We start from the raw sequence: 2,903 nt of genomic DNA, 5'->3' as shown, positions 1-2,903 counted from the left end.
TACTATAATTGTATGGCGAGATTATGAGCTAGAAAACTGGGATAAGTTAACTTCAATCTTATTTTATTCAATAGTAACGAGTAGCGTGAGTTTTTTCATTTGTGTGCTTAGTTTTTTTATGACTTCCAAAAAACTAATTGATTTCTGGTGGTATTTTATGGCTTACGCGGCTGGTGTTAGCTATTTATTTTGTATATCACTTATATTTATCTAATCATGAAAAAGTTTTAAACATAATTTGTTGAATTTCATAGAAAGTTGACCTTATACAAGGCAAATACTATTTTTATATTAGATTGGTCGAAGTGTAAGCAAATATTGGCCATGAAAAGAAGCTCATCGAAAGGTGGGCTTTTTTGTTTTGTACTATAGTCACCATGCAAAAATTGATTGGCATAAAAATGAATATATGTATCGGTGGGGATTTAGATGGAAGGGATATTGACTTAAACGGGTCACAACTAAAGGCTAGTGATATTGAAGAAGGGAAGAGCTCTAAATATTACAAACAAAAGTATATTTTAGAAAGTGATATGTATTTCTTTTGGATTGTATATGGTATTAAATTTGATGAAGCTACGGAAAGAGTAGAAAAAAATCTCAGAAATAAGTAAAAGAAAGCCTGCTGAAAGTGGGTTTTCTTCTTGCTAAAGAAAAGTATTAATAATGTTAAAAATGATTTAATTATTGACTATCCGGTAAAGTAACTACACAAGCTGGTATAGTGGGCTATTATTTAAGTAATTTAACTCAATGTCTGAAATCTATAAATACCGTTACACACAAATTGGTATATTTGGGTCTTTACCAACCTATAAAGTTTTTACAAGTAGTGATAGTGAGAAGGTAAAATGGGTTTTTGCTGACAACTCATTTATTTATGGATTTGTTTCAGATTGGGCTTTGAGTCATTCAGGCCTTGATTCTGGCAAACCGACGTGGTCAGAAGAGCCTAAATTATTTTTAGAAACGGAAAAAAGAAGATTGAGTTTGTATAGAGCCTCTCATCCAGATTTTATAACGCAATCGTGAATTAAAAGCCTTAGTAGAGAGGCTTTTAAAATTAAAATAAATAAAGGTTGTATTCATTATAAATAGGGCGTATAAAGTCATCCTTGTTGATGCGGGATGGAGCAGTCTGGTAGCTCGTCGGGCTCATAACCCGAAGGTCGTTGGTTCAAATCCAGCTCCCGCTACCAATAAAAGCTTGAAGTTTATAGCCTAATCTAACCAGATTAGGCTTTTTTTATGTGGGTTACATACAAACTGTATTTTGAGAGTGGCACTTCGTTAAGAAATAGTGGAGTTTTAGTATCTTATGTTGATGATCGATCATCTAAAAGGTAAGTAAATATATTATGCCGAGGCAGTAATCAATATGTGTGTTAAGGTGTAATTGATCGAATCCGTTGGCGAATCGGTATTGTTTAAATTGAGTTTTGGAATAGCGTATTCCCATCAAATTTGTTATGAGTGAGCATAATCACCAAATTTAAACATCTTAACGCAAAGCATGAGATCGCATCATGCCGATCTAGAAAGCCCACAAGCAGCCTTTGGTGGGCTTTTTTAATAATTATTTAAGAACAAGGTACGTTCCCAATGGTCTTTTCTATTTCCCAGATATTGGGGGATTTGGTTAATAGCATTCTTTTTAGCATTGTTACCTTGGTTTATCCAATGGAGAATCGCTAAATTACTTGTTAATCCTGCATGGAGATATTTAAATAGTAGACGTAAAACCACAATAAGAAATTTAGAGGTTTGTTTTCCTGAAAAAATTCTAAAGAAGTTGAAATATCTAGTAAATATCTGTTATTTAATGAATTTNTTAATGTTTAAATGCATGGCATAGTCCTAATTGGTACAAAGATCGCGTTGAAATAGACGGAATTGAACATATACACGATTCAAAAGGACAAGGTTTCTTCTATTGAGTTCACATTCAACAATGCTAGACGCTGGTGGGTTTATTTGTAGTTTGTTTTTTAATTTGGATATCGTATATCGCACACAAAATAATGGTCTAATTGATATGTTAATTTATAGAAGTAGAAATAAAGTCTATAAAAACCAAATACAAAAAAAAGACATGAGGGCATTAATTAAGCATTTTAAAGCAGGTAGAGCTGTATGGTATAGCATTGATCAGGATTTTAGTCTTAAACAGGGTGTGATGGCTCCATTTTTTGGAGTCTATGCCGAAACTTTAACTGCACACAGACGTATAGTAACAATTTCAAATGCTGTAGCAATTTCATTATTTTTTTAAAGAAAAGGGAATATTCGAAATCCAATGTATCAGATTTTGATCGAACCAAAACTTGATCATTTTCCTGGTAATGATGAAATTATGGATTCAATCCGAATCAATAAAATTCTTGAATTACAGATTCGTATAGTACCAACTCAATATATGTGGTTTCATCGCCGTTTTAAAACGCAACCAATAGGTTATGAAAAAATATATGCGAATTAGTTAAATAAATTGGTAAAAAATAAGAAGCTTGTAAACTATCAACAAGCTTCTTTTTGGAGGTGGTGAAAACTGCAAACTATTTACGTTTGGGGGTGTTGTGATTAGACTGTATAGCCTTGTCTCGTTGACTAATAATTTGGCTACGTCTCGGGATAATAACTATTTTTGATTTCTGTGGAATGATAGTGATGCTATTTTCGTTCATTTGAAATGTTTTGTTATTATACATATTTATCTTCTTTAATCTAAAGTCGAGTTTTAATAATACCTTTTATTTTTAATTACACTAAGAGCTTTTTGAGTGTGTTTAGTTGATAAATGTTTTTGATGCTTGATTTTATTTCAACAAGATATTTCAGTATGATATCTAAAATAATCAATTTGGTGTTGTTACATAAAAAATATCAATTAGTTTGCTTTATAT

General features: G+C 31.7%; 3 protein-coding genes, 1 tRNA gene and 1 pseudogene. All 5 read left to right on the top strand.

Going from position 1 to position 2,903, the window contains the following annotated elements:
* The coding region (locus KPC_RS20635) for a hypothetical protein (protein ID WP_213065913.1) at positions 1-214 on the top strand (214 nt) is incomplete at its 5' end.
* A 163-nt stretch (positions 215-377) separates the two neighbouring features.
* Entirely contained in the window at positions 378-614 is a 237-nt protein-coding gene (locus tag KPC_RS18790) for a hypothetical protein (protein ID WP_121975848.1), read from the top strand.
* Between the two features lie 139 nt (positions 615-753).
* Positions 754-1,032 carry a hypothetical protein gene (locus KPC_RS18785; RefSeq protein WP_121975847.1) on the top strand — a complete coding sequence of 93 codons (279 nt, stop codon included), beginning with the start codon at positions 754-756 and terminating at the stop codon, positions 1,030-1,032.
* Positions 1,033-1,122: 90 nt separating this feature from the next.
* Positions 1,123-1,199, top strand: a tRNA-Met gene (locus KPC_RS18780).
* A 401-nt stretch (positions 1,200-1,600) separates the two neighbouring features.
* Positions 1,601-2,479 (top strand): annotated as a pseudogene (locus tag KPC_RS18775) (LpxL/LpxP family acyltransferase); the annotation flags it as partial.
* Positions 2,480-2,903: the final 424 nt, after the last annotated feature.

This window comes from Acinetobacter stercoris (assembly GCF_900323515.1).
GTDB classification, from domain to species: domain Bacteria; phylum Pseudomonadota; class Gammaproteobacteria; order Pseudomonadales; family Moraxellaceae; genus Acinetobacter; species Acinetobacter stercoris.
Note: the sequence above shows the minus strand (reverse complement) of the source record. Positions and strands in the feature narration are given on the sequence as shown.